Here is a 278-nt window from a genome sequence, read left to right on the forward strand (position 1 = left end):
ACAAAAAGTCAGAGCCCGTTTAAGGGTGATGGCGTGCCTTTTGTAGAATGAACCGGCGAGTTACGTTCCCGTGCAAGGTTAAGGTGAAGAGCCGGAGCCGCAGCGAAAGCGAGTCTGAATAGGGCGCATCGATATTTCCTTACGGAAAATCGTAGTACGTGGACGTAGACCCGAAACCGTGTGATCTACCCCTGCCCAGGGTGAAGGTGCGGTAACACGCACTGGAGGCCCGAACCCACGCATGTTGAAAAATGCGGGGATGAGGTGGGGGTAGCGGA

The 278-nt window shown here is 55.0% G+C and carries 1 rRNA gene; it reads left to right on the forward strand.

The window, feature by feature from the left end:
• Positions 1-278, forward strand: a 23S ribosomal RNA gene (locus LRL21_RS45130); the annotation flags it as partial.

The sequence above is a fragment of the Paenibacillus periandrae genome, from assembly GCF_022458865.1.
GTDB lineage: Bacteria > Bacillota > Bacilli > Paenibacillales > NBRC-103111 > Paenibacillus_S > Paenibacillus_S periandrae.